Genomic DNA, 24,574 nt, shown 5'->3' on the forward strand with positions numbered 1-24,574 from the left:
AAGCTTATAGGGTCTCGGATCCGGTCAGGCGCTTGATGGTGCCGCGCAGGATGGGGCTTTCGGGTTGTTCCTTGAGGAATTTTTCCCAGATTTGTCGCGCTTCGCGTTGCTTGCCGTTGGCCCACAGCACTTCGCCCAGGTGGGCGGCGACCTCCTGGTCGGGGAAGCGCTCCAGTGCCTGGCGCAGCAGGCGCTCGGCCTCGTCGAGGTTGCCCAGGCGATAGTTGACCCAGCCCAGGCTGTCGAGCACGGCCGGGTCTTCCGGGTTGAGCTTGTGGGCCTGTTCGATCAGCACCTTGGCTTCGGCGTAGCGCGTTGTGCGGTCGGACAAGGTGTAGCCCAGGGCGTTGAGGGCCATGGCGTTGTCCGGGTCGCGCTTGATGATCAGGCGCAGGTCTTTTTCCATCTGCGCCAGGTCGTTGCGTTTTTCTGCCTGCATGGCGCGGGTGTAGAGCAGGTTGAGGTCGTCGGGGTATTGCAGCAACGCTTGTTGCAACAATTTCCAGGCGCGTTCGCCCTGGTTGTTGGCCGACAAGGTCTCGGCCTGGATCAGATACAACTGGATCGCGTAGTCCGGTTCGGCATCGCGGGCCGCGGCCAGGCGTTTCTCCGCTTCGTCGGTACGACCGTTGCTCATCAGAATATCGGCCTGGCGCAACTGGGCCGGCAGGTAATCATTGCCCGGGCCGACCTGGGCGTACTCGAGCAAGGCCGCTTGCGGGTCGTTGCGTTCTTCAGCGATGCGGCCCAGGTTCAGGTGCGCCGAGTCCACATGGCTTTCGCGCGCGACCAGCTCTTCAAGATAACCCTTGGCCTCATCCCAGGCCTTGGCTTCCAGGCACACCAGCGCGAGGGAATAACGCAGTTCGTCATCGTCCGGGTATTGCTGGACCAGATTGGCGAACTGCACCTTGGCGTCTTCCATTCGATCCTGCTCAACCAGCATCCGCGCGTAAGTCAGGCGCAGGCGCTTGTCGTCCGGATATTTCTTGATGCTTTTTTCCAGCAGTGGAATCGCTTCCTTGCCGCGGTTGAGGTTCTGCAGCAGGCGGGCGCGTAGCAGGATCGGTGCAATCTCACCGTCTTCCGGCGGGTTCTGCTCCAGCAGCTTGAGGGCGGCGTCGGCTTCATCGTCCTGCTGCAGCAGCAAGGCTTTGCCAAAAATCAGCTGGCTGTTCTTCGGATGCTTTTGCAGCAGGCGGTCGAAACTTTTCATCAGGCCATTGCGCGTGTCCTGATCGGTATCGGCGGCCGACAGCGCAAGGAAGTCGAAATGCGTGTCGCCCTTGCCCTGCAAGACTTTTTCCATGTAGACCATGGAATCGTCATAGCGCCCGGCGCGTGCCAGCTGCACAGCTGCCGCCCGTTGGGCTTCCAGGTCGTCCGAGGCATTTTTTGCCCAGATCAGCGAGGCGTCCAGCGCGGCCTGGTCGGCGCCCAGGTACTCGGCGATGCGAAACGCGCGTTCCGAGATACCGGGGTCCTGGGTATTGATGGCCTGGGTCACGTAGTTATCCAGGGCAATATCGAAACGATTACGCTGGCCGGCCAGTTCTGCGGTCAGCAGGCTGTAGACCGTTTCTTCGCTGAACGAGGAATAAACCTTGGGCTTTTCAGGGGCGGGGGTGCTGTCTTCCACCGGCGCTCTAGCGTCCGGCGACACGGGGGCCATGGCCTGGCAGCCGCTGAGGAAGACAAAAGCAAGGAGCAACGCGGAAGATCTATTCATATAGGAAGAGGACGACTAACCTGCGGTCGGATCATCATGACACAAGCCTTCGGCCAAACATAACCGAGTCTCAATGGATGCCTTTATAGGCACAACGTATAGGGACAATAGACGACGGTGGTTGTTCTGGATCTTTCGAAGTAGGACAATTGTCGGCTTCCCGACATCATCAGCGATAGTGAATGGCCTTTCTCGCACTCGGTATTAACCACAAGACTGCCTCGGTAGACGTGCGCGAGCGCGTAGCGTTTACGCCAGAGCAGTTGGTTGAGGCCTTGCAGCAGCTCTGCCGGCTTACCGACAGCCGCGAAGCTGCAATCCTTTCGACCTGCAATCGCAGTGAGCTTTATATAGAGCAGGAACACCTGTCTGCCGATGTCGTGCTGCGCTGGCTGGCCGATTACCACCATTTGAGCCTCGATGACCTGCGCGCCAGTGCCTACGTGCACGAAGACGATGCGGCCGTTCGTCACATGATGCGCGTGGCGGCCGGTCTCGATTCGCTGGTGCTGGGCGAACCGCAGATTCTTGGCCAGATGAAATCAGCCTATGTCGTGGCCCGCGAGGCCGGCACGGTCGGCCCGCTGCTGGGTCGCCTGTTCCAGGCCACCTTCAATTCCGCCAAGCAGGTGCGCACCGACACAGCCATCGGCGAGAACCCGGTCTCCGTGGCGTTTGCCGCTGTCAGCCTGGCCAAGCAGATTTTCAGTGACTTGCAGCGCAGCCAGGCATTGCTGATCGGTGCCGGCGAAACCATTACACTGGTTGCTCGTCACCTGCACGAGCTGGGTGTGAAGCGCATTGTGGTGGCCAACCGCACCCTTGAGCGCGCCAGCACCCTCGCCGAGCAGTTCGGTGCGCATGCCGTGCTGCTGTCGGATATCCCGGCCGAGCTGGTGCGCAGTGACATCGTCATCAGCTCCACCGCCAGCCAGTTGCCGATCCTGGGCAAGGGCGCGGTCGAGAGCGCGTTGAAGCTGCGCAAGCACAAGCCGATCTTTATGGTGGACATCGCCGTCCCCCGGGATATCGAACCAGAAGTCGGCGAGTTGGACGACGTTTACCTCTACAGCGTCGATGATCTGCACGAAGTGGTCGCCGAAAACCTCAAGAGTCGCCAGGGCGCCGCCCAGGCCGCTGAAGAAATGGTCAGCACCGGCGCTGAAGATTTCATGGTGCGCCTGCGTGAACTGGCGGCGGTGGATGTGCTCAAGGCGTATCGTCAGCAGGGCGAACGCCTGCGCGATGAGGAGCTGATCAAGGCCCAGCGCTTGTTGGCCAATGGCAGCAGCGCCGAAGACGTGTTGATGCAGTTGGCCCGTGGCCTGACCAACAAGCTGCTCCACGCCCCCAGCGTACAGCTTAAAAAATTGACTGCCGAAGGCCGCCTCGATGCGCTGGCCATGGCCCAGGAACTCTTTGCCCTCGGTGAGGGCGCGTCAGACAGCTCTTCGGATAAAAAACCGCAATGAAAGCGTCACTGCTCAATAAACTGGATGTGCTCCAGGACCGTTTCGAAGAACTGACCGCCTTGCTCGGCGATGGCGAGATCATTGCCGATCAAACTAAGTTCCGTGCCTATTCCAAGGAATACGCCGAAGTCGAGCCCATCGTGGCCACCTACAAAAACCTGCTCAAGGTGCAGGCCGACCTCGAGGGCGCCCAGGCGCTGCTCAAAGACAGCGACCCGGACATGCGCGAAATGGCCGTGGAAGAAGTGCGCGAGGCCAAGGAAAAGCTCGTCGAGCTGGAAGGCGACCTGCAGCGCATGTTGCTGCCCAAAGACCCTAACGACGGACGCAACGTGTTCCTCGAGATCCGCGCCGGCACCGGTGGTGACGAGGCGGCGATTTTCTCTGGCGACCTGTTCCGCATGTACTCGCGTTACGCCGAGCGCCGCGGCTGGCGCGTGGAAATCCTGTCCGAGAACGAAGGTGAGCACGGCGGCTATAAAGAAGTCATCGCGCGGGTCGAGGGCGATAACGTCTACGGCAAGTTGAAGTTCGAATCCGGCGTGCACCGTGTGCAGCGTGTTCCGGCGACCGAGTCCCAGGGCCGTATCCATACCTCGGCGTGCACCGTGGCCGTGTTGCCCGAGCCGGACGAGCAGGAAGCGATCGAGATCAACCCGGCGGACTTGCGCGTCGACACCTACCGCTCGTCGGGCGCGGGCGGCCAGCACGTCAACAAGACCGACTCGGCGATCCGCATCACTCACTTGCCGTCCGGCATTGTGGTGGAATGCCAGGAAGAACGTTCCCAGCACAAGAACCGTGCGCGGGCGATGTCCTGGCTGTCGGCCAAGCTCAATGACCAGCAGACCAGCGCCGCCGCCAACGCGATTGCCAGCGAGCGCAAGTTGCTGGTGGGGTCGGGCGACCGTTCCGAGCGCATCCGCACCTACAACTTTGCCCAGGGCCGGGTCACCGACCACCGGGTCAACCTCACCCTGTATTCCCTGGATGAAATTCTCGCCGGTGGCGTCGATGCCGTGATCGAGCCGCTGCTCGCCGAATACCAAGCCGATCAATTGGCGGCGATAGGTGAATAAATGACCATCATCGCCAGCCTGTTGCGCGCCGCCGACCTGCCCGACTCGCCCACCGCGCGCCTGGATGCCGAATTGCTGCTGGCCGCTGCGTTGGGCAAGTCCCGCAGCTACCTGCACACCTGGCCGGAAAAGATCGTCAGCAGCGAGCACGCCCTGACCTTTGCCGGCTACCTGCAACGCCGTCGCGGCGGTGAGCCGGTGGCTTATATCCTCGGCCAGCAAGGCTTCTGGAAGCTGGACCTGGAGGTCGCCCCTCACACGCTGATCCCGCGTCCGGATACCGAACTGCTGGTGGAAACCGCCCTGGAATTGTTGCCGGCCACGCCCGCGCAGGTCCTGGATTTGGGCACCGGCAGCGGCGCCATCGCCCTGGCCCTGGCCAGTGAACGGCCGATGTGGCAGGTCACGGCCGTCGACCGCGTGCTCGAAGCGGTGGCTTTGGCCGAGCGCAATCGCCAGCGGTTGCACCTCAATAACGCCGTGGTGCTCACTAGCCATTGGTTCGGCGCGTTGCAAGGCGATACCTATGACCTGATCATCAGCAACCCGCCGTATATCGCCGCCAACGATCCACACCTGGCAGCCGGCGATGTGCGCTTCGAGCCGGCCAGCGCGCTGGTGGCTGGTGATGATGGGCTGGACGACCTGCGCCTGATCATCAAACAGGCCCCGGCTCACTTGAATGCCGGTGGCCGCCTGTTGCTGGAGCATGGTTACGACCAGGCTTCGGCCGTGCGCGAGCTGTTGCTCAGTGAAGGCTTTGAAGAGGTGCACAGCCGCATTGACCTCGGCGGCCATGAACGCATCACCTTGGGACGTCGCCCGTGCTGAGCGACCAGGAGCTGTTGCGCTACAGCCGACAGATTCTGTTGCAGCATGTGGACATCGACGGCCAGTTGCGCTTGAAAAACAGCCGCGCCCTGATCGTCGGCCTGGGCGGGCTGGGTGCGCCGGTTGCGCTGTACCTGGCCGCCGCTGGCGTAGGTGAGTTGCATCTGGCGGATTTCGACACGGTCGACCTGACCAACCTGCAGCGCCAGATCATCCACGATACCGACAGCGTGGGGCAGGCCAAGGTCGATTCGGCCATGGGGCGGCTGAGCGCCCTCAACCCCGAGGTCGCGCTGCTCGCCCACCGTTCCGCGCTGGATGCCGATTCGTTGGCGGCAGCCGTCGCTGCCGTCGACGTGGTGCTTGATTGCAGCGACAACTTTTCCACTCGCGAGGCGGTTAACGCGGCCTGTGTGATGGCCGGCAAACCCTTGATCAGTGGCGCGGCGATTCGCCTTGAAGGGCAGTTGTCGGTCTTCGACCCACGTCGCCCCGAAAGCCCGTGCTACCACTGCTTATACGGGCATGGCAGCGACACCGAACTGACCTGCAGTGAAGCCGGCGTGGTCGGCCCTCTGGTGGGGCTGGTCGGCAGCCTGCAAGCGTTGGAAGCGTTGAAGCTGCTGGCCGGGTTCGGCGAACCGTTGGTGGGGCGCTTGTTGCTGATCGACGCGTTGACCACGCGCTTTCGTGAGTTGCGCGTCAAACGCGACCCTGGTTGCAGCGTGTGCGGGACGCAACATGGTTAACGACGCGCCCATCGGTGTGTTCGATTCCGGGGTCGGCGGCTTGTCGGTACTGGAGGAAATCCAGCAGTTGTTACCCCAGGAGTCACTGTTGTACGTGGCCGATTGCGGGCACATCCCCTATGGCGAGAAAACCCCGGCCTTCATCCGCGAACGCTCGCGCCGGGTCGCCGAGTTTTTTCGCGGGCAGGGGGCCAAGGCGTTTGTGATTGCCTGTAACACCGCGACGGTCGCCGCTGTTGCCGATTTGCGCCAGGACTACCCCGACTGGCCCCTGGTCGGCATGGAGCCTGCGGTAAAACCGGCGGCTGCCGCGACGCGCAGCGGGGTGGTCGGCGTGCTGGCCACCACCGGCACCCTGCAAAGCGCCAAGTTCGCCGCCTTGCTCGACCGCTTCGCCACCGACGTGCGGGTAATTACCCAACCCTGTCCGGGCCTGGTAGAGCTGATTGAAACCGGCGATCTGAACAGCCCGGCGCTGCGCCAGTTATTGCAGGGCTACCTCGAACCGCTGCTCAGCGCTGGCTGCGACACCATCATCCTCGGCTGTACCCACTACCCTTTCCTCAAGCCACTGCTGGCGCAGATGCTGCCCCCGAGCATCATCCTGATCGACACCGGCGCCGCCGTCGCGCGCCAGCTCAAGCGCTTACTGGGCGAACGCGGCTTGCTGGCCAGCGGCGCATCGGCCTCTTCACCGCTGCCTGCGCAGTTCTGGACCAGCGGCGATGTGTATCACCTAAGAAATATCCTACCGACACTTTGGAAACATCCTGGAGTTGTGCGAAGCTTCGCCTCGTGAAAATTTCGTGAAATCTCGCTGAACTTCTGGCTCTACGTCAGCTTCTATAGCGAGATGGCCTGTAAATAACCAACAACTTCGTTCGCAAAGGTAGTTTCTATGAAGCGCTTGTTCTGTATGGCTGCTATTGCGGCTGTGATGGTGGGACACTCTATTACCACCCAGGCCGCCGGCCTGGAGTTCGGGCTGGGCAGCACCAGCGATTCAACGCTGACCTACCGTCTGGGCCTGACCTCGGATTGGGACAAAAGCTGGATGCAGAGCAATGTCGGTCGCCTGACAGGCTACTGGAGCGGCGCTTATACGTATTGGGAAGGTGATGACCGTGCAGGCGCCAGCAGCCTGTCGTTCTCGCCGGTGTTTGTGTATGAGTTTGCCGGCGAGTCGGTCAAACCTTATATCGAAGCCGGGATCGGCGTGGCGTTGTTCTCCCGCACCAAACTGGAAGACAACAACATCGGCCAGTCCTTCCAGTTCGAAGACCGCCTGGGTTTCGGCCTGCGGTTTGCCGGCGGGCATGAAGTGGGCATTCGCGCCACGCATTATTCCAACGCCGGAATCAGCAGCAACAACGATGGGGTAGAGAGCTACGCGCTGCACTACACCATGCCGCTGTAAAGACACAGCAAATCCATGTGGGAGGGGGCTTGCTCCCGATAGCGTCATGTCAGTCACTCTTAATTTGACTGACAGGCCGCTATCGGGAGCAAGCCCCTTCCCACATTTGGATCCCTACGCATTTCAGTATCAGCGATAGACCGTAGCAATACCTGCACGCTCTTCCAGGCACTCCGGCGCCCCCATCTCGAATTCCCGGCATATCAACGGCCGAAGCTCATAGATCGTGCACATCATCGTGTTCCGGTCCAGCGCCGCACACCAGCCGTCATCCAGGCGCAGCATCACTTCGCCGCCCCAGTCGTCGGTATCGATATAGCGCTGCGGCACGCCGGTGTCGGTGATCAGCATGACTTCCAACTGGCAACAGCAGGCCGCACACGTCGAGCAGGTGACGGCGGGTTCGGTGATTTGAATGTGAGGGATGTTGGTCATAGGCGCGCAGTGTAAGCCAAGCAGGCCATGGGTGTAGGAATGCGCGACGGACGTCAGTGAGCCAACCGCTGCATGCCGACGAACACGGCGGCCCAAAGTACCGCCAGCCCGGCCATCGTCGGCCCCAGTCCATAGCCAAACTGCACGCCAGCCAATTGGCTGCCGGCGTAATACGACAACGGCCCACCCACCGCGCCCAACAGGGCGGCACGCCACCAGGGCCGGGCGCTCCAGGCCAGGCAATGGCGCAGGGTGGTGGCCAGTAATGCCCACAGCAGCATCAACCAGAACGGAATCAACGGCCCCGGTTCGCTGAAGTGGAATACCCCCAGGGTGCGCAACAGCGTGTCGAGCAGCGTGCCGGCGAGCGTCACGCCGATGATCAACACCCCGTCATCCGCCAGCGGGCTTATCCACAGCAGGTTGATCACCAGTACCGCCAACCCCACCAGCAACCACAGGCTGTCGCCGCCGAGCACACAGGCAAACCAGCCGCATTGGAACAACGCGGCATTCGCCAGGGATTTAAGCACTGAAGCGCCCGAGCAACGGCGGGTTGATTGCCGCTGGCTTGGCCAGCAGTAACTGCGCGGTGCCAATCGTGCGCTCCATGAAGCCGCCCTCGCAGTAGCACAGGTAGAACTCCCACAAGCGCAGGAAGTACTCGTCGTAGCCAAGCTCCGCGAGGCGGCCATGGGCACGGCGAAAGTTCTCATGCCACAGGCGCAGGGTTCGTGCGTAGTGCAGGCCGAAATCTTCCATGTGCAGCAGGTTCATGTCGGTGTCGCGGCAGACGATCTGCAGCATGTTCTGCACACTGGGCAGGGCGCCGCCGGGAAAGATGTAGCGTTGAATGAAGTCGACGCTGTGCTTGGCCTGCTCAAAGCGTTGTTCGCGGATGGTGATGGCTTGCAGCAGCATCAGGCCGTCGGGTTTGAGCAAATGCGCACACTGCTTGAAATACGTGGGCAGGAAGCGATGGCCTACCGCTTCGATCATTTCGATGGACACCAGCTTGTCGTACTCACCCGTGAGGTCGCGGTAGTCCTGCAGCAGCACCGTCACCTGACTGTGCAGGCCCGCCGCCGCGATGCGCTGCGCGGTGTAGGCAAACTGCTCTTTGGACAAGGTGGTCGTGGTGACCTTGCAACCATAATGCTGCGCCGCGTACAGCGCCATGCTGCCCCAGCCGGTGCCGATTTCCAGCAGGTGGTCAGTGGGCTTGAGCGACAGTTTCTGGCAGATGCGTTCCAGCTTGTTCAGTTGCGCTTGTTCCAGGGTGTCGTCGGCGCTGAGAAATTGCGCTGCCGAATACATCATGGTCGGGTCGAGAAACGCCTCGAACAGGTCGTTGCCCAGGTCGTAATGGGCCGCGATGTTTTTCTGCGAGCCCTTGCGCGTGTTGCGGTTGAGCCAGTGCAGGCCCTGGGTGAACGGCCGCGCCAGGCGGGCCAGGCCACCTTCCATCGCATCAAGCACGTCGAGGTTGCTGACCATCACCCGCACCACGGCGGTCAGGTCCGGGCTGCTCCAATAACCGTGGATAAATGCCTCGCCGGCGCCGATAGAGCCGTTGGCGGCCACCAGGCCCCACGCCGCCGAATCCAGGATCTGGATCTCCCCCAGCAGGTGCGCTTCCCGTGCGCCGAACACTTGTCGCTCGCCGTCCTCGACGATCACCAATTGCCCATGGCGCAATTGGCTGAGTTGGCGCAACACGCCTTTGCGCAATAGCGCAGCGCTGATGCCGTTGACGTTCAGGCGATTGGTCTTGACCGATAAGCTAGGGGATTTCATGGCGGCGGTCCTTGGTATACCCGACTGCGGTGCTGGAGACGCCATCGGCGGCTCGGTGGGGGAAAATCGGTGTGCGTTTGAGCAGCAGGCGCAGGGCCTGCCAGTAAATCGCGAGGCAAGTTTTGGCGGTCATCCAGGGAAAGCGCCATAGATAGCGATGCAGGCTGGCGCGGTTCAAGGCCTCTTTTTGCAGGCTCAAGGTGGCGTCGAAGACTTTATGCGCGCCTTGCCAATCGGCCATGTGCACGCCGAGCCGGGCGGCCGGCGGGCTGAAGCTCATGCGGTATTCCAGGTCGCGCGGCAGGAAGGGCGACACATGGAACGCCTTGGCCACGGCGAAGTGCTGATGCTCATCGGCGCCCATCGCCTGGGCCGGCAACACGTAGTGATAGCGCTCGCGCCAGGGGGTGTTGGTGACTTCGCACAGGATCGCCGCCAGCTGCCCGTCGGCCTCGAAACAATAGAAGAAACTCACCGGGTTGAACGCCAGGCCCCAACTGCGGGCCTGGGTCAGCAGGCAGATAGCGCCCTGCGGGGTGCGCCCCAGGGCCTTGCCGACTTCCTGGCGCACCGCGTCGCTCAAACCCAGGCCGTGGCGCGTGAATTGGTGCAGGTAGTCCTGCTGGCGAAAGCCGAACGGCGCCAGGCGGCTCCCGCCGGCCAGGGGGGAGAGCGCGAGCACCGCGTCCTCTTCGCTGAGGTCCAGGTACAGCAGGCCGATGCGGTAGCGAAAGGCATGGGCCTTGGGCGCAAACCGACGATGGGCGATCCAGCCGCTGTACAGGGCGCTGTTCACAGGGTTTCCCCAAAGGCCTGGGCCACGCGCAGGGCGCTGACCACGCCGTCTTCATGGAAACCGTTGGCCCAGTAGGCGCCGCAGTAGAACGTGTTGCGCGCGCCATGCAATTCTTCCCAGCGCGCTTGCGCGGCCACCGCTGCCAGGCTGTATTGCGGATGGGCATAGGTGTAGCGCGCCAGGATCTTCAGCGGATCGATCATCGACGTCTGGTTGAGGCTCACGCAAAAGGTGGTGGCGCTGTCGATGCCTTGCAGGATGTTCATGTCGTAGGTGACAGCGGCCTGATGCTGCTGACTGCCGCTCAGCCGGTAGTTCCAACTGGCCCAGGCCAGCTTGCGGTCGGGCAGCAGTCGGGTGTCGGTGTGCAGCACCACGTCATTGTCGGCATAGGGCAGGGCGCCAAGGATTTGCTGTTCGGCTTGGCTGGGGTCGGCGAGCAATGCCAGGGCCTGGTCACTGTGGCAGGCGAAGACCACGCGATCGAACGTCTCGCTGCCGGCCGCGCTGTGGATAACCACGCCGTCGTCGGTGCGTTGCACGTTATGCACAGGGCAGTTGAGGCGCACGTGATCGCGGAAACTGCGGGCCAGCGGTTCGATATAACAGCTGGAGCCGCCTTCGATCACGCACCATTGCGGGCGATTGCTCACCGACAGCAAACCGTGATTCTTGAAGAAACGCACGAAGAACTGCAAGGGAAACTTGAGCATGTCGGCCAAAGACATCGACCAGATCGCCGCGCCCATCGGCACGATGTAGTGGCGAATAAAGCGCGGGCCATAACCACCGGCGTCGAGATAATCACCCAGGGTCATGTCGGCGCTGATGCGCTGCGCTTGCAGGTCCTGCGGCGCCTGGCGATTGAAGCGCAGAATATCGCGCAGCATGCCCCAGAAGCCTGGCGACAGCATGTTGCTACGCTGGGCAAACAGGCTGTTGAGGTTATTGCCGTTGTATTCGAACCCCGCGCTCGGGTCGCACACCGAGAAACTCATCTCGGTGGGTTTGAACCTGACGCCGATCTGCCCCAGCAGGCGGATGAAATTGGGATAGGTCCAGTCGTTGAACACAATAAAGCCGGTGTCCACCGCATAGCGTTGGCCCTCGACCGTCACGTCGGCCGTATGGGTATGCCCGCCAAGGCACGCACCTGCTTCGAACAGCGTGGTGTCGTGGCGCCGACTGAGCAGGTAGGCGCTGGTCAGCCCGGCGATACCGCTGCCGATAATGGCGATCTTCACAGGTCGTCCTTGTGCGGCGGCGGGCTGCGCAACATGCGTTTGCCGATGATCAATTGGGCCCGGTTAGGCAGCTTCGACAGCGGCCACAAGGTGGCGATGAACATGGCCGGAAAGGCGATCTCCAGCGGGCGCTTTTCCAGTTTGGCGAAGATATGCTTCGCCGCCTTGTCGGCCGACCAGCTCAACGGCATGGGGAAATCATTGCGTTCGGTCAGGGGCGTGTCGACAAACCCCGGGCTGATCACCGTGACGTCGATGTTCTCGGGCGACAGGCTGATGCGCAGGGATTCGAACAAGTAGCGCAGCCCCGCTTTCGAGGCACCGTAGGCTTCGGCACGTGGCATGGGCAGGTAGGTCACGGCGCTGGCCACGCCCACCAGGTGTGGCGTACGCCCGGCACGCAACAGCGGCAGCGCGGCTTCGATGCAATAACTGCTGGCCAGCAGGTTGGTGCGCACCACGTGTTCGACAATCGACGCATCGAACTGCCGGGCGTCGACGTACTCACAGGTGCCGGCGTTGAGGATCACCGTATCCAGCGAGCCCCAGGCTTCGCCGATTCGTTCACCGATTTCGCGTACGGTCTGGCTGTTGGTCAGGTCGCCGGCCACCACCAGCACTTGCCCCGGATAACGCTGGGCGAGTGCTGCCAATGGGCCTTTGGTGCGCGAGCTGAGCGCCACATGGGCGCCGCTGTTGAGCAGCTCCACGGCCAGCGCGGCGCCGATGCCACTGCTGGCGCCGGTCAACCAATAACGACGGGGCGGTGTCAGGCTCATCCCATTCTCCTCTCTGGACGCGTGGGCAGGCTGCGAAAGGCGGCAAGGGCGCGCTCGCGGGAGTGTTTCAGGTCGACAATGGCGCGCGGGTAATCGGCGATGCCGAACAAACCGACGGCGGCTTGCGGGTTGTGCACGTCCTTCTTGTTCAGCGCGGCCAGCTCCGGCAGCCAGTGCTTGATGAACAGGCCTTCGCTGTCGAATTTTTCCGACTGGCTCAGCGGGCTGAAAATCCGGAAATACGGCGCCGAATCGGTGCCCGTCGACGAACTCCACTGCCAGCCGCCGTTGTTGGCCGCCAAGTCGCCGTCGATCAGGTGCCGCATGAAAAAGCGCTCGCCCTCGCGCCAGTCGATCAGCAGGTTCTTGGTCAGGAACATCGCCACCACCATGCGCAGGCGGTTGTGCATCCAGCCGGTTTCCAGCAGTTGGCGCATGGCCGCGTCGATAATCGGCAAACCGGTGCGTGCTTGCTGCCAGGCGGCCAGGTCCTCGGGCGCGTTGCGCCAGGCCACGGCTTCGGTTTCGGGGCGGAACGCACGATGGCGCGAGACCCGTGGGTAACCCACCAGGATGTGTTTGTAGAACTCACGCCACAGTAGCTCGTTGATCCAGGTGATCGTGCCGATGTCGCCGCTTTCGAACTCGCCCTGGTTGGACTGCAACGCCGCGTGCAGGCACTGGCGTGGCGACACGACTCCGGCGGCCAGGTAGGCGGACAGCTGGCTGGTGCCGGGCTTGGCGGGAAAGTCGCGCTCGTCTTTGTAATAGCTGATTTGCTCGTCTGCAAATGCGTCGAGGCGGCGGCGCGCTTCGTCTTCACCGGCGGGCCACAGGGCACGCAAGGTTTCACTGGGTGGCGCGAACCCTTCAACGCGGGTGGGGATGACGTCGCTTTTCACGTCGAGCCTGGCCTGGGCCTTGGGGCTTGCCACCAGGCGCGGCAAGGCACTGTGCAGGCGGGTGTAACACACCTTGCGGAACTGGCTGAATACCTGGAAGTAGGTGCCGGACTGGGTCAGCACGCTGCCCGGCTGGAAAAACAGCTGGTCCAGGTAACGCTGGAAGGTCACGCCCTGGGCTTCCAACGCCTGGGCCACGGCGGCGTCGCGCCGGCTCTCGTGGATACCGTATTCGTCGTTGACGTGCACCGATTGCACCTTGAGCTCCCGACACAGCTGGCTCAATACGCCGGGAACCTGGTCCCAGGTGTCGGCGTGACGGATCAACAGCGGGATGTTCAGGGCTGCCAGCGCCTGGCTCAGCGCTTGCAGGTTGCGCAGCCAGAAGTCGACCTTGCAGGGCGCGTCATCGTGGGCCAGCCATTGTTGCGGCGTGATCAGGTAAACCGCGGCGACCGGGCCTCGCTGGCTTGCGGCAGCCAGGGCGGTGTTGTCGTGAAGGCGCAGGTCGGTGCGCAGCCAGATCAAGTGCATTTAGACAATTCCACGCTGGAGCAATATCTGATGGGCCGACAATGGGTCTTCGGCGACGAACACGTCGGGAAGGTCACGGGTGAGTGCGGCCAACTCGGCGTGGTGGATGCACACCGTGGGGCCGGCAATCAGTATCGGGCAACCAACGCCGGCCAGCAGTTTGGTGAGTGCCGGGACCTGCAGCGCTTTGCTTGAATACAGCAGCACCGCGCGCGGTTGCAGGTGTTCTACCGCCAGGGCCAGTTCGCCAGCGGGCAGCGGCCAATCGAACACTTCCACCGGGCAGTCGGCGCTGCTGGCCAGCCAGGCGCTGAGCCACAAGTGCGGTTCCAGGGGTAAGTCGGAGTGGTTGACCAGCAGCAACGGGGCGCCGTGGAGTTGACGATTGTTGTGGTAAATCCGCGCGCCAAACTTGCTGCGCAGCCAGGACAGGAAAAACACCCGCTCCATCTGCGCGCCGAATTGACCCTGCCATTTCTGTTCAAGCTCGCTGAGCAGCGGCAGCATCAACTGCTCGCACAAGGTGCGTGGCGGGTAGAGCGCCATGGCTTGGTTGAAGGCATCGTCGACCCGGCGCTCGGCCAATTCGCCGATGGCATTGACCAAGTTTTGACGCAGGGCGTGCCATTCGTTTTCCATCGGCTCGGGGTTGGCCTGGGCGGAGTCGATCAGGCCTTTTACCTGGCTGACCGGCACGCCCCGATTGAGCCAGGTGAGGATGGCGTGGATGCGTTGCACATGTTCGGCGCTGAACAACCGGTGCCCTTTGGGCGTGCGCTGGGGCACGATCAGGCCGTAGCGGCGTTCCCAGGCGCGCAGGGTCACGGCGTTGACGCCGGTCTGGCGCGCCACCTCGCGGATCGGTAGCCAGCCATTTTTCAGGGCTTGGGCGATGTCTTCGCCGGTTTCGTCTTGCAGGGCAACGTTCATGGCTAGATCGCATTACGCAGGCTGAGATTTTCCGGGTGCGGTTGCAGGTAGGCCTGCTGCGCAATGTAGCGGTCCGGGTGTTGACGAAAGTGATGCTTGAGCAGGGTAAGCGGTACCACCAGAGGCACGATGCCTTGGTGGTATTGGCCGATGATGGTTTGCATTTCCTGCTTGTCGTCGGCGCTGATCGACGCCTTGAGGTAGCCGCTGATGTGTTGCAGCACATTGGTGTGGGTACCGCGGGTGGCGCACCTCCTAAGACCCGTCATCAGTTCGCAGAAGTAGCAGGTGGCCAACTCGTCGAGTTTGTCATCCTTGCCCATGGTGCCGAGCAACTGGCCGAGGCTTTTGTAGTGCGCCGGGCTGTGGGCCATCAGCAAGTATTTGTAGCGCGAGTGAAAGGCCAGCAGGCGATGACGCGTCAGGCCATCGGCGAGCAGTTGCTGCCAACTGGCGTAGACGAACACGCGGGTGAGGAAATTTTCTCGCAATACCGGGTCATTCAGACGGCCGTCTTCTTCCACCGGCAAGTTGGGGTGGCGCGCGCAGAATGCCTGGGCGTAGACACCGCGCCCCCCGCCATCCACCGGTGCGCCATTTTCACGGTAAACCTTGACCCGCTCCAGGCCACAGGACGGCGATTTCTGCATAAAGATGTAGCCGCACAGGTCGGTATGTTCACGCGCCATCGCCTGCCCGTATTCATCCAGCGGCTGGGTCACGTTGAGTTCGCGGTGCACGGTGCCCACGGCCTGGGGATTGTTCGCGTCGCCGACCAGGCGAATGGTTTCGCGGGGGATGCCCAGGCCGATTGCGACTTCAGGGCACAGCGGCACGTAGTCGAAGTAGTCGGCCAGGGTCTGGCTGCACAATAGGGATTGTTTATGCCCGCCGTTGAAACGCACGTTCTCGCCCAGCAGGCAGGCACTGATGCCGATCTTGGGTTTCACGGAATGGGGCATGGGCAAACCTCTGTGAAATTCCTGTACAGGTGCGAATTACTGTACAACTAATCTCATCATAGATTTGATCTTGTACAAGTCAATTATTTTGTACAGGTTTTTTCGCAGGGCTTACTGCCATCCCATTTTCCAGCTATCCGTATTCTGCAATGTTTGCCAGCCAACGCGCTCGGTTCGTCGGGTCATCACCGCTTGCAGCTCGATCTCCAGCACGGTGCCTTCCTCGTCACGAAACAGTTCGGTGACGAGGAAGTGTTTTTCCTTGTTTTTCGGCAAGGTGGCTGTCCATTTCGACAATAGCAATTTGGCCGGATTGATGCGATTCATTGCAGGTGCTCGATCAACCGTCGCGCCGCCTCCTGGCCGCTGAGCCAGGCGCCTTCGACACGCCCCGACAAACACCAGTCGCCGCAGACGAACAGGCCCAGGTCGGCATCGGCCAGCACGCCGAATTCATGACTGCTGGACGGTCGGGCGTAGAGCCAGCGGTGCGCCAGGCTGAATGAAGGCGCGGGCATGGTGCAATGCAGCAACTCGGCGAAGGCGCCGTGCAAGTGTTCGATCACGGCCTCTTTGGGCAGGTCCAGGTGCGCCTTGCTCCAGGTGCTGGTGGCATGTAGCACCCAGGTGTCGACGGTGACGTCACGCCCCGGTTTGCTGCGGTTGCGCGCCAGCCAGTCGAGGGCGCTGTCTTGCACGAAGCAGCCTTCCATCGGTGTATCCAGAGGCGTGTCGAAGGCCAGGGCGATGGCCCAGGTGGGGTCCATTTTCACCCCGGCCACGACGCTCGCCAGTTTCGGTGCGGCGGCCAGCAGGGTGGTAGCCTGGGGCGCCGGCGTGGCGATGATCACATGGCTGAACGGGCCGTGATGGCCGCCATCGGCGTCGAGCAGGTTCCAGTGCTGGGTGCCCTGGAACACCTCGGTGATGCGGCAACCGAATTCCACCGGCAGGTCATCGAGCAGTGCGCGGGTAATGGCGCTCATGCGTGGCGTGCCGACCCAGCGGATCTGTTCGTCGGGGGAGGGCGTCAGTTGGCCGGACTTGAAGTTGTACAGCTGGGGTTTCCACTGTTGCGCCCAGCCATGGCTTTGCCAGCGCTGCACTTCGTTGACGAAGCGCCGATCACGCGCGGTGAAGTACTGTGCGCCCATGTCCAGGGCACCGGCATCGCTGCGCTTGCTGGACATACGGCCGCCGCTGCCGCGGCTTTTATCGAAGAGTTGTACAACGTGCCCCGCGTCTCGTAACGCTCGGGCGGCGGAGAGACCGGCAATGCCGGTACCGATGATCGCAATGGGGACAGTCATGGGAGGCCTCGTTTTACCGTTGGGTACAGACTACGCCGACACCAATAGCTGTACAATATTGTTTTTTGGTATAAGTTTTGGCGTGCCTGATTGTGTGGCGTGACCTATGGTTAAGCTAAGGGCTGAATGGCCGCCACGCTCGATTATTAAATTGATCCCTGCTTATAAAATAGACCAGTGAGCGGCGGCGAACGTTACATGAGGAGCGTCCCATGCATATTTTGCTGACCGGCGGTACCGGTTTGATCGGCCGTCAACTGTGCCGGCACTGGCTTGCCCAGGGCCATCGCTTGACCGTGTTGAGCCGCAAACCCGATGCCGTTGCGCGGGTCTGCGGCGCGCAAGTGGCGGCTGTCGGGCGCTTGCAGGACGTGATCGGCGGCGTCGATGCGGTGGTCAACCTCGCCGGTGCGCCCATCGCCGACCGTCCCTGGACCCACAAACGCAAGGCTTTGCTGTGGAGCAGCCGCATCAGCCTGACCGAAAGCCTGCTGGCATGGCTGGAAGGCCTCGAGCACAAACCGGCGGTTCTGATCTCCGGGTCTGCGGTGGGTTGGTATGGCGACGGCGGCGAGCGCGAACTGACTGAAGCGTGCGGCCCGGTGCAAGACGATTTCCCCAGCCAGTTGTGTATCGCCTGGGAAGAAACCGCCGTGCGGGCCGAGGCCCTGGGCATTCGTGTGGTGCTGGTGCGTACCGGCCTGGTGCTGGCGGCCGAGGGCGGCTTTTTGTCGCGCCTGTTGCTGCCGTTCAAACTGGCGCTGGGCGGGCCGATCGGCAATGGTCGGCAATGGATGCCGTGGGTGCATATCCAGGATCAAATCGCCCTGATTGATTTTCTTCTGCACAAGGCTGACGCCAGCGGTCCTTATAATGCCTGCGCGCCACACCCGGTGCGTAACCGCGAATTTGCCCAGACGTTGGGCCAGGTGCTGCATCGGCCGGCGTTCATGCCGATGCCGGCCTTTGCGCTGAAGGTCGGCTTGGGCGAATTGTCCGGCTTGTTGCTGGGCGGGCAAAAGGCCCTGCCTGAGCGGCTGCTGGCGGCGGGTTTCACTTTCCAGTTCACTGAGTTGCGTGCGGCCCTGGACGACTTGTCCAGCCGCCTCTAGAGATAGGATGTTGCATGACGGATCACGCGTTGTTACTGGTCAACCTGGGCTCACCGGCCTCCACTTCGGTGGCCGATGTGCGCAGCTACCTCAATCAGTTCCTGATGGACCCTTATGTGATCGACCTGCCGTGGCCGGTGCGCCGCCTGCTGGTGTCGCTGATCCTGATCAAGCGCCCCGAGCAGTCGGCGCATGCCTATGCGTCCATCTGGTGGGAGGAGGGCTCGCCGCTGGTGGTCCTCAGCCGTCGCCTGCAGCAGCAGATGACCACGCAATGGACCCAGGGCCCGGTGGAACTGGCGATGCGTTATGGCGAGCCTTCGCTTGAAACGGTGCTGACACGCCTGGCCGCCCAAGGCATCCAGAAAGTGACCCTGGCGCCGCTGTACCCGCAGTTTGCCGACAGCACCGTGACCACGGTGATCGAGGAAGCCAGGCGCGTGGTGCGCGACAAGAAACTCAAGGTGCAATTCTCGATCCTGCAGCCGTTCTACGATCAGCCTGAGTACCTCGATGCCTTGGCGGCGAGTGTGCGGCCGTATGTAGAACAGGATTACGACCACCTGCTGTTGAGTTTCCACGGTTTGCCTGAGCGTCACCTGACCAAGCTCGACCCCACGGGCCAGCATTGCTTCAAAGACGCTGACTGCTGCAGGAACGCGTCCCCGGAGGTGCTTGCCACCTGCTACCGCGCGCAGTGTTTCAGCGTCGCCCGGGATGTGGCCGCGCGGCTGGGGTTGCCGGACGGCAAGTGGTCGGTGGCGTTCCAGTCCCGCCTGGGCCGCGCCAAGTGGATCGAACCCTACACCGAGGCGCGTCTTGAAGCCTTGGCGCAACAAGGCGTGAAGAAACTGCTGGTGATGTGCCCGGCGTTTGTCGCCGATTGCATCGAGACCCTGGAGGAAATCGGTGATCGCGGGCTGGAACAGTTCCGTGAAGCGGGGGGCGAGGAGTTGGTGTTGGTGCCTTGCCTGAATGATGACCCGCAGTGGGCGGCGGCGCTTAATACCTTGTGTGAACGCGCGCCTGTGTCGCTGTAATTAAGCCGTGCGAATAACCAAATGTGGGAGGGGGCTTGCTCCCGATAGCAGGGTGTCAGTCTCAGTATTGCTGATTGATACACCGCTATCGGGAGCAAGCCCCCTCCCACATTTAGTATGGCGTTTGCTTAGAGATTGAGGGTCAGGCTGAGCGTGAGGTTGCGTGGCTCACCAGGGCTGACCCAGTAGCTGCTGTAGGAGCGCTCGTAATACTTTTCATCAAACAGGTTATTGAGGTTCAGGCCCACGGTGACGTTCTCCGTTGCCTTGTAATGCGCGAGCAGATCGACGGTGTGGTAGGCGGGCAGTTCGAAGCCTGTGCCCGCTTCACCGGAGCGATCACCGACATAGGTAAACGCCGCCCCCAGGTCCGAACCGCGTAACGCGCCGTCCTGGAACTCATACACCCCCAACAGACTGCCGCTGCGCTTGGCCACGCCGAGGATGCGGCTGCCCGCTGGAATGGTGTTATCACCCTTGGTCACTTCGGCGTCGATGTAGGCGAAAGCGCCGATCACGCGGATGGCGTCGGTGACTTGCCCGGTCAGTTGCAGATCGAACCCCTGGCTGCGCGCCTTGCCCATGGCGCGGTTGGTGTTGGTCGACGGGTCCAGGGTCAGCACGTTTTCCTTTTCGATATGAAAGGCGGCGAGGGTGGCGCTGAGGCGGTCGTCGAACAGCTCGCTCTTGACTCCAACTTCATAACCCACGCCTTCTTCGGGTTTGAAGGTCTGACCGCCGGCATCCACACCGCTGTTTGGCTTGAACGAGGTGGAGGCGTTGGCGAATACCCCCACCTGCGGCGTCAGTTGATAGAGCAGGCCGGCACGCTGGGTAAGGGCGTCGTGGGTTTGCCGGCTTTTGGCGTGGTTGCGGGCGAAATCGTCGTTGCTCTGTTCGAAATGCTCGAAGCGTGCGCCCAGCATGCCGCGCAGGCGGTCGGTGAAGACGATCTGGTCCTGCAGGTTCAGCGCATGGCTTTGGGTCTGTTCGAAGATATCGGTGCCGGAGCGCGTGCCATTGGGTTTTGGCTGGCCGTAGACCGGCTTGTAGAGGTCGATGGGGTAAGTGCCTCCGCCGATGGTCGTCACGCGCTCCTTCTTGCGGTAGTCCTCGTATTCCGTGCCGATCAGCAGTTCATGCTGCCAACTGCCCACGTCGAACAGGCCGCGCAGTTCCAGCTGGGTGATGCTGTCGTGCCAGCCGGTGGAGCGCTCGCGGTAGCGGCGATTGACGCTGTGGCCGTCTGAGTTCAGCGCACGGCTTTCCGACGCATCGCCCCACAGGCTGCCTTGTTTGTAGTGGCTGGCCAGGCGCAGTGTCCAGGCGTCGTTGAGGTGATGTTCCAGGGTGGCCTGGATGCGATTGTTGTGGTTGTCGATGTCGCCGTCGTTGGGTTCGCCGAGGAAGGTGGAGCGTGATACCCCAGGGGCGTCGACGATGCCGCGATCGAAGGTCGAGCTGTGGCGCACGAATTCGCTTTCCACCAGCAGGCTGGTGTCCGGGTTCAGCTGCCAGCTGAACGAAGGCGCGACGAACACGCGCTTACTCTCGACGTGATCACGGAAGCTGTGGTTGTCTTCCACTGCCAGATTGACCCGTGACAGCACATTGCCCTCGGCGTCCAGCGGTGTGTTGACGTCGAGGGCTGTGCGATAGCGGTCCCAACTGCCAGCACTGGTTTGCAGGGTCGTGAAGGCTTCCGGCTGGGGCTTCTTGGTGACGATATTTACCGTGCCGCCCGGATCGCCACGCCCATACAAACTGGCGGCAGGCCCCTTGAGTACTTCGATGCGTTCGATATTCGCGGCATCCGGCGTGCTCGGGTAGCCCCGGTTGGCACTGAAGCCATCTTGATAGAACTCAGAAGTGGTGAAGCCGCGTACGCTGTATTCGTAGAGGGTCAGGCCGCCGAAGTTGTTCTGTTTGGAGACGCCGCCCGCAAACTCTAAAGCGCGTTCCACGCTGGTACTGCCCAGGTCCTTGAGCACCGTGGCGGGAATCACGCTGATCGATTGCGGGATGTCGCGCAGGGCGGTGTCGGTCTTGGTGGCACTGGCGGAGCGGGTCGCGCGGTAGCCCTGCACCGGGCTGGTCGCCGACTCATAAGCGTCGGTGGTGACGCTGATGGTGTCCAGTTCCAGGGTGTTTTCTTCGGCGTAGGCGGGGTCGAGCAGCAAGCCCAGGGCCAGGCCGGCCAGGGGCGCAAACTTTCGAGACGGCATGATAGAGCGTTCCAATGTCGGTATTGAAACAATATAACATGTCTAATGAGATGAATTGTTATGTAATATCATCTTGCAGGTGCCCTCAAGCAGGCACCTGGGCAATGCCGCTTATTCCTCTTCTTTTACCGGCGCCGTGGCTGGCGGTGGGCGCAGGCCGATTTCCGCCGACAGCTTGATCTCTTTGCCGTTGCGCATCACCTGGATCGCCACCTTGTCGGTCGGCTTGATTCGTGCCACCTGGTTCATCGACTTGCGGCCGTCGCCAGCTGGAGCGCCGTCGATGCTGAGGATCACATCGCCCAATTGCAGGCCGGCTTTCTGCGCCGGGCCGTCGCGGAAGATCCCCGCGACTACGATGCCAGGGCGCCCGGTCAGGCCGAACGACTCGGCCAGTTCCTTGGTCAAGGGTTGCACTTCAATGCCCAGCCAGCCACGAATCACTTGGCCGTGCTCGATGATCGACTTCATCACCTCCATCGCCAGCTTCACCGGGATCGCAAAACCGATACCCTGGGAGCCGCCGGACTTGGAGAAAATCGCCGTGTTGATACCCGTGAGGTTGCCATTGGCATCCACCAGCGCGCCGCCGGAGTTGCCGGGGTTGATCGCCGCGTCGGTCTGGATGAAGTCTTCGTAGCTGTTAAGGCCCAACTGGTTGCGCCCGGTGGCGCTGATGATGCCCATGGTTACCGTCTGGCCAACGCCGAACGGGTTGCCGATGGCCAGCGCCACGTCGCCTACGCGCAGGCCATCGGAGCGGCCGAGGGTGATCGAGGGCAGGTTCGTCAGGTCGATTTTCAGTACCGCAAGATCGGTTTCCGGATCGCTGCCCACCACGCGGGCCAGGGTCTCGCGGCCGTCACGCAGGGCTACCACGATCTGGTCGGCGCCGGTGGTCACGTGATTGTTGGTGAGGATGTAGCCTTCGGGGCTCATGATCACCCCGGAACCGAGGCTCGATTCCATGCGGCGTTGCTTGGGCCCGTTGTCACCGAAGTAGCGGCGGAACTGCGGGTCTTCGAACAACGGATGCGCCGGCTTGTTGATGACCTTGGTGGTATACAGGTTGACCACGGCAGGGGCGGCGATGGTCACGGCGTCCGCATAGGTCACCGGGCCTTGCACCACGGTGCTGGTTTGCGGGGCCTGTTGCAGGTTCACATCAAGGCTGGGAAGGCCAACCCACTGTGGATAACGCTGAATGATCAGCATCGCGATCAGCACGCCAGCCAGCAATGGCCATCCAAAAAAACGCAGCGCCTTGAGCATCAAGTAAGTCCTGACAGGTTGCAGGGGGCGCGGGAGCGCCCATAATGACGCGCATTATACGAGGCTGCGACGCCAGCGAACGGGATATTTAGGAGTCTTTTATGGCCGTCCCCCTTACCACCCTCGTCGAGGAAGCGGACCGCTACCTTGGCAGCTTGAAAATCGCCGATTATTGCCCCAACGGCCTGCAAGTGGAGGGCCGGCCGCAGGTGATGCGCATCGTCAGCGGCGTCACCGCCAGCCAAGCCCTGCTGGACGCCGCCGTCGAAGCCCGGGCCGACCTGATCCTGGTGCACCACGGGTATTTCTGGAAGGGCGAAAACCCCTGCATCACCGGCATGAAGCAACGTCGCCTGAAAACCTTGCTCAAGCATGACATCAGCCTGCTGGCTTACCACCTGCCCCTGGATCTGCACCCTGACGTAGGCAATAACGTGCAGCTTGCCAAGCAACTGGACATTACCGTCGAAGGCCCGCTCGACCCAGGCAACCCAAAAGTCGTCGGCCTGGTCGGCTCGCTCGCCGAGCCGCTGTCGCCGCGCGACTTTGCCCGCCGCGTGCAGGACGTGATGGGCCGAGAGCCGCTGCTGATCGAAGGCAGTGAAATGATCCGCCGCGTCGGCTGGTGCACCGGGGGCGGCCAGGGGTATATCGACCAGGCAGTGGCTGCCGGTGTCGACCTGTACCTGAGCGGCGAAGCCTCGGAGCAGACCTTCCACAGCGCGCGGGAAAACGACATCAGTTTCATCGCCGCCGGCCATCACGCCACCGAGCGCTATGGCGTGCAGGCGTTGGGGGATTACCTGGCACGACGCTTTGCCTTGGAGCATATCTTCATCGATTGCCCGAATCCGATCTGAGTCACACAGCCGAGGCAAATGTGGGAGGGGGCTTGACCGAGTTTCAGGCCAAACTTGGCGGTATATTCATATACCGTTTCGATCTAGTTGGCGCCCTGAATAGAAGCAGGTGCTGTGCTAGCATGCCCCGCTCGAACACGGCCCGCTGGCCGTCCACACGATCGTTTTTCCGTGAGTAGCCATGGTCGACAAACTGACGCATCTGAAACAGCTGGAGGCGGAAAGCATCCACATTATCCGCGAGGTCGCCGCCGAGTTCGATAACCCGGTGATGCTCTACTCGATCGGTAAAGACTCCGCCGTGATGCTGCATCTGGCCCGCAAGGCCTTCTTCCCGGGCAAATTGCCGTTTCCGGTAATGCACGTCGACACCCGCTGGAAATTCCAGGAAATGTACAAGTTCCGCGACAAGATGGTCGAGGAACTGGGCCTGGACCTGATCACCCACATCAACCCCGATGGCGTGGCGCAGAACATCAACCCGTTTACCCACGGTAGCGCCAAGCACACCGACATCATGAAGACCGAAGGCCTCAAGCAGGCCCTGGACAAGCATGGTTTCGACGCAGCCTTCGGCGGCGCCCGTCGCGATGAAGAGAAATCCCGCGCCAAAGAGCGCGTGTACTCATTCCGCGACAGCAAGCACCGCTGGGACCCGAAAAACCAGCGCCCGGAGCTGTGGAACGTCTACAACGGCAACGTCAACAAGGGCGAATCGATCCGCGTATTCCCGCTGTCCAACTGGACCGAGCTGGACATCTGGCAGTACATCTACCTGGAAGGCATCCCGATCGTGCCGCTGTACTTCGCCGCCGAGCGCGACGTGATCGAGAAGAACGGCACGTTGATCATGATCGACGACGACCGCATCCTCGAGCACCTGTCCGACGAAGACAAAGCCCGTATCGTCAAAAAGAAAGTCCGTTTCCGCACCCTTGGCTGCTACCCGTTGACGGGCGCGGTGGAGTCCGAAGCCGAAACGCTGACGGACATCATTCAGGAAATGCTCCTGACGCGAACTTCCGAGCGCCAGGGCCGGGTCATCGACCATGATGGCGCCGGCTCCATGGAAGATAAAAAACGTCAGGGTTATTTCTAA

The 24,574-nt window shown here is 62.0% G+C and carries 24 protein-coding genes; 10 read left to right on the forward strand and 14 right to left on the reverse strand.

Annotated elements, in window-relative coordinates; translation table 11 throughout:
- Window positions 1-4 precede the first annotated feature (4 nt).
- Window positions 5-1,729: a tetratricopeptide repeat protein gene (locus tag C4J85_RS03550; protein ID WP_124409005.1), complete on the reverse strand. Its 1,725-nt coding sequence runs from the start codon at window positions 1,727-1,729 to the stop codon at window positions 5-7.
- Between the two features lie 182 nt (window positions 1,730-1,911).
- Between C4J85_RS03550 and hemA the strand changes: the two genes are divergently transcribed.
- From hemA to C4J85_RS03580, 6 genes are all read left to right on the forward strand, one after another.
- Entirely contained in the window at window positions 1,912-3,201 is a 1,290-nt protein-coding gene (hemA, locus tag C4J85_RS03555) for a glutamyl-tRNA reductase (RefSeq protein ID WP_124409006.1), read from the forward strand.
- Window positions 3,198-4,280 carry a peptide chain release factor 1 gene (prfA, locus tag C4J85_RS03560; protein WP_124361199.1) on the forward strand — a complete coding sequence of 361 codons (1,083 nt, stop codon included), beginning with the start codon at window positions 3,198-3,200 and terminating at the stop codon, window positions 4,278-4,280. Before hemA ends, prfA begins: the two co-directional genes overlap by 4 nt.
- Window positions 4,281-5,111, forward strand: coding sequence for a peptide chain release factor N(5)-glutamine methyltransferase (gene prmC / locus C4J85_RS03565; protein WP_124409007.1), 831 nt, complete (start codon window positions 4,281-4,283; stop codon window positions 5,109-5,111).
- Window positions 5,105-5,860, forward strand: coding sequence for a molybdopterin-synthase adenylyltransferase MoeB (locus tag C4J85_RS03570; RefSeq protein WP_124365753.1), 756 nt, complete (start codon window positions 5,105-5,107; stop codon window positions 5,858-5,860). Before prmC ends, C4J85_RS03570 begins: the two co-directional genes overlap by 7 nt.
- A complete protein-coding gene (murI, locus tag C4J85_RS03575; RefSeq protein WP_124365754.1) occupies window positions 5,853-6,659 on the forward strand; it encodes a glutamate racemase in 807 nt (268 codons plus the stop codon). Before C4J85_RS03570 ends, murI begins: the two co-directional genes overlap by 8 nt.
- Window positions 6,660-6,758: 99 nt before the next feature.
- Window positions 6,759-7,277 carry an acyloxyacyl hydrolase gene (locus C4J85_RS03580; protein WP_065888032.1) on the forward strand — a complete coding sequence of 173 codons (519 nt, stop codon included), beginning with the start codon at window positions 6,759-6,761 and terminating at the stop codon, window positions 7,275-7,277.
- A 129-nt stretch (window positions 7,278-7,406) separates the two neighbouring features.
- On the opposite strand, the gene C4J85_RS03585 is transcribed toward C4J85_RS03580, so the two are convergent.
- The 11 genes from C4J85_RS03585 to C4J85_RS03635 all read right to left on the reverse strand — a co-directional run bounded on the left by C4J85_RS03585 (window position 7,407) and on the right by C4J85_RS03635 (window position 16,966).
- Window positions 7,407-7,712 carry a YkgJ family cysteine cluster protein gene (locus C4J85_RS03585; protein ID WP_124361204.1) on the reverse strand — a complete coding sequence of 102 codons (306 nt, stop codon included), beginning with the start codon at window positions 7,710-7,712 and terminating at the stop codon, window positions 7,407-7,409.
- Window positions 7,713-7,765: 53 nt separating this feature from the next.
- Window positions 7,766-8,245 (reverse strand): DUF2878 domain-containing protein, encoded by a 480-nt coding sequence (locus C4J85_RS03590; RefSeq protein WP_124361205.1) that lies wholly within the window; start codon window positions 8,243-8,245, stop codon window positions 7,766-7,768.
- The gene (locus C4J85_RS03595; RefSeq protein WP_124365755.1) at window positions 8,238-9,509 is read right to left on the reverse strand and encodes a cyclopropane-fatty-acyl-phospholipid synthase family protein; all 1,272 of its coding nucleotides are present in this window, start codon (window positions 9,507-9,509) and stop codon (window positions 8,238-8,240) included. The genes C4J85_RS03590 and C4J85_RS03595 overlap by 8 nt, the downstream gene beginning before the upstream one ends.
- A complete protein-coding gene (locus C4J85_RS03600; RefSeq protein ID WP_124409008.1) occupies window positions 9,496-10,305 on the reverse strand; it encodes a DUF1365 domain-containing protein in 810 nt (269 codons plus the stop codon). The genes C4J85_RS03595 and C4J85_RS03600 overlap by 14 nt, the downstream gene beginning before the upstream one ends.
- Window positions 10,302-11,549, reverse strand: coding sequence for an NAD(P)/FAD-dependent oxidoreductase (locus C4J85_RS03605; protein WP_124409009.1), 1,248 nt, complete (start codon window positions 11,547-11,549; stop codon window positions 10,302-10,304). Before C4J85_RS03605 ends, C4J85_RS03600 begins: the two co-directional genes overlap by 4 nt.
- Window positions 11,546-12,328 (reverse strand): SDR family oxidoreductase, encoded by a 783-nt coding sequence (locus C4J85_RS03610; protein ID WP_124369522.1) that lies wholly within the window; start codon window positions 12,326-12,328, stop codon window positions 11,546-11,548. Before C4J85_RS03610 ends, C4J85_RS03605 begins: the two co-directional genes overlap by 4 nt.
- The gene (gene phrB / locus C4J85_RS03615; protein WP_124409010.1) at window positions 12,325-13,764 is read right to left on the reverse strand and encodes a deoxyribodipyrimidine photo-lyase; all 1,440 of its coding nucleotides are present in this window, start codon (window positions 13,762-13,764) and stop codon (window positions 12,325-12,327) included. Before phrB ends, C4J85_RS03610 begins: the two co-directional genes overlap by 4 nt.
- On the reverse strand, window positions 13,765-14,694 hold the full coding sequence (locus C4J85_RS03620; RefSeq protein WP_124409011.1) for a MerR family transcriptional regulator: 930 nt from the start codon (window positions 14,692-14,694) through the stop codon (window positions 13,765-13,767).
- 2 nt (window positions 14,695-14,696) lie between these two features.
- Window positions 14,697-15,656 (reverse strand): DUF523 and DUF1722 domain-containing protein, encoded by a 960-nt coding sequence (locus C4J85_RS03625; RefSeq protein WP_124409012.1) that lies wholly within the window; start codon window positions 15,654-15,656, stop codon window positions 14,697-14,699.
- 111 nt (window positions 15,657-15,767) lie between these two features.
- Complete coding sequence (locus C4J85_RS03630; protein WP_124365762.1) at window positions 15,768-15,983, reverse strand: TIGR02450 family Trp-rich protein; 216 nt, start codon at window positions 15,981-15,983, stop codon at window positions 15,768-15,770.
- Window positions 15,980-16,966: an NAD(P)/FAD-dependent oxidoreductase gene (locus tag C4J85_RS03635; protein WP_124365763.1), complete on the reverse strand. Its 987-nt coding sequence runs from the start codon at window positions 16,964-16,966 to the stop codon at window positions 15,980-15,982. The genes C4J85_RS03630 and C4J85_RS03635 overlap by 4 nt, the downstream gene beginning before the upstream one ends.
- 212 nt (window positions 16,967-17,178) lie before the next feature.
- On the opposite strand from C4J85_RS03635, the gene C4J85_RS03640 reads away from it, so the two are divergent.
- Both C4J85_RS03640 and hemH read left to right on the forward strand, forming a co-directional pair.
- Window positions 17,179-18,078: a TIGR01777 family oxidoreductase gene (locus tag C4J85_RS03640; protein WP_124409013.1), complete on the forward strand. Its 900-nt coding sequence runs from the start codon at window positions 17,179-17,181 to the stop codon at window positions 18,076-18,078.
- Between the two features lie 14 nt (window positions 18,079-18,092).
- A complete protein-coding gene (hemH, locus tag C4J85_RS03645) occupies window positions 18,093-19,118 on the forward strand; it encodes a ferrochelatase (RefSeq protein ID WP_124409014.1) in 1,026 nt (341 codons plus the stop codon).
- 128 nt (window positions 19,119-19,246) lie between these two features.
- Here the strand turns inward: hemH and C4J85_RS03650 are convergent, their stop codons facing one another.
- Both C4J85_RS03650 and algW read right to left on the reverse strand, forming a co-directional pair.
- Window positions 19,247-21,343 carry a TonB-dependent siderophore receptor gene (locus C4J85_RS03650; RefSeq protein WP_124409015.1) on the reverse strand — a complete coding sequence of 699 codons (2,097 nt, stop codon included), beginning with the start codon at window positions 21,341-21,343 and terminating at the stop codon, window positions 19,247-19,249.
- A gap of 111 nt (window positions 21,344-21,454) precedes the next feature.
- On the reverse strand, window positions 21,455-22,615 hold the full coding sequence (algW, locus tag C4J85_RS03655) for a Do family serine endopeptidase AlgW (RefSeq protein WP_124361218.1): 1,161 nt from the start codon (window positions 22,613-22,615) through the stop codon (window positions 21,455-21,457).
- Window positions 22,616-22,716: 101 nt separating this feature from the next.
- Between algW and C4J85_RS03660 the strand changes: the two genes are divergently transcribed.
- Together C4J85_RS03660 and cysD are read left to right on the forward strand one after the other, a co-directional pair.
- The gene (locus tag C4J85_RS03660; protein WP_124365767.1) at window positions 22,717-23,475 is read left to right on the forward strand and encodes a Nif3-like dinuclear metal center hexameric protein; all 759 of its coding nucleotides are present in this window, start codon (window positions 22,717-22,719) and stop codon (window positions 23,473-23,475) included.
- 181 nt (window positions 23,476-23,656) lie between these two features.
- Complete coding sequence (gene cysD, locus C4J85_RS03665; protein WP_003171640.1) at window positions 23,657-24,574, forward strand: sulfate adenylyltransferase subunit CysD; 918 nt, start codon at window positions 23,657-23,659, stop codon at window positions 24,572-24,574.

Origin of the sequence: Pseudomonas sp. R4-34-07, assembly GCF_003852375.1 — a bacterium.
Classification (GTDB): Bacteria; Pseudomonadota; Gammaproteobacteria; order Pseudomonadales; family Pseudomonadaceae; genus Aquipseudomonas.